This window comes from Frankia sp. Mgl5 (assembly GCF_023242985.1).
In the GTDB taxonomy this organism is placed as follows: Bacteria; Actinomycetota; Actinomycetes; order Frankiales; family Frankiaceae; genus Parafrankia; species Parafrankia soli.
The window spans coordinates 1-1,573 of the sequence record NZ_JALKFY010000761.1; the positions used below are offsets into that span (position 1 = coordinate 1).

Annotated in this window: 1 protein-coding gene; it reads left to right on the top strand. The window is 68.2% G+C overall.

Annotated elements, in window-relative coordinates:
* The first annotated feature begins 351 nt into the window (after positions 1-351).
* Positions 352-1,572 carry a CaiB/BaiF CoA-transferase family protein gene (locus MXD62_RS27465; RefSeq protein ID WP_248832293.1) on the top strand — a complete coding sequence of 407 codons (1,221 nt, stop codon included), beginning with the start codon at positions 352-354 and terminating at the stop codon, positions 1,570-1,572.
* Position 1,573: the final 1 nt, after the last annotated feature.

A 1,573-nucleotide genomic window follows, 5' to 3' on the forward strand; every position in this document is an offset into this window, starting at 1 on the left:
CAGAGTTTCAACTGAGTGCAATTTGTGAGGTCTACTTTTTAGCAGGTGGATGCAGGTCACACAACCCTCGAGTTGACCCGGCGGGGGTCTGCCGGTGGGTGGGGCGGGGTGTGTCGGGGTGGTGATGCTGGGTAGCTGCCGTGGCGGTGTGTCGGCGGGGTGGGTGGGGCCGGTGGGGTGCCCGCCGGGGGTTCGGACCCTCTTGCGTTCTTTGACTCGGTCTAACTATGGTGTGCGGGGCGGGGCCTTGTGCAGGCGCCTGAGGTGTCTGGGTGGGCGCCCGTCCGGTCGAGTTCACAGGCGCGCACCGGCGTCACAGCGTCACGGGTGCGCGGAAGGGAGAGCGGCGGGGTGCATCAGCCGATGGCGGGCGTCAGGATGGTCGAGGTCGCCCAGTTCACGTTCACTCCGGCGGCAGGCGGTGTCCTCACCGAGTGGGGCGCCGATGTGATCAAGGTGGAGCATGCGGAGGCCGGGGACGCGCAGCGGGGGATGGTGAACCATCCCAAGGACGGCACGTTCCAGCCGTTGATGGACCATCCCAACCGGGGTAAGCGCAGCATCGGTCTGGATCTGGCGACCCCGGGCGGGTACGAGATCCTGCTCGAGCTGTGCCGGGACGCCGACGTGTTCCTGACGAACTTCCTGCCCAGTGCGCGGGCCCGGCTGCACCTGGATGTCGACGACATCCGCAAGGCCAACCCGGACATCATCTACGTGCGGGGCTCCGCGCACGGCCAGCGCGGACCGTGGGCGGAGAAAGGCGGCTACGACGGGTCGGCGTTCTGGTGCCGGATGGGCAGCGCCTGGGGCGTCACCCCCCCGGACTCCCCCCGCGTGGTCACCATGCCCGCCGGCGCCTACGGCGACTCCACCGGCGGGATGACGATCGCCGGCGGGATCGCCGCCGCCCTCTACGGCCGCGCCACCACCGGCCAGACCTCCGTCGTCGACGTCTCCCTCATGTCAGTCGGAGCCTGGGCGTTCGCCCTCGACCTCGGCAACGCCGCCCTCACCGGCGCCAGCAAAACCCCGATCCCCCTCAACCAGACCATGATGAACACCGTCGGGAACCCCACCGTCGGTCACTTCCGCACCTCCGACGGCCGGTGGATCAACTTCACCATGCCCCAGGCGTTCCGCTACTTCGCCGACGTCTGCCGCCACCTCGGCCTCGACCACCTCATCGACGACCCCCGCTTCACCACCGCCGAAAACCTACGCGCGAACGCCGCCGACGCCGGCCAGTACATCGCCGACGCCATCGCCGGCAACACCTACGCCCACTGGAACGAACACCTCCAGACCATGGAAGGCCCCTGGGCACCCGTCCAGAACCCCCACGACATCCTCAACGACCCCCAGATGCACGCCAACGGCTACCTCACCACCCTCACCGACAGCGAAGGCACCCCCCGCCAACTCGTCACCAACCCCGTCCAGTTCGACAACACACCCCCCCACACCCGCCGCGCCCCCCTCTTCGCCGAACACACCGACACCCTCCTACACGAACTCGGCCACACCGACGACACCATCATCAAACTCAAAATCGACGGCGCCATCACCTGAC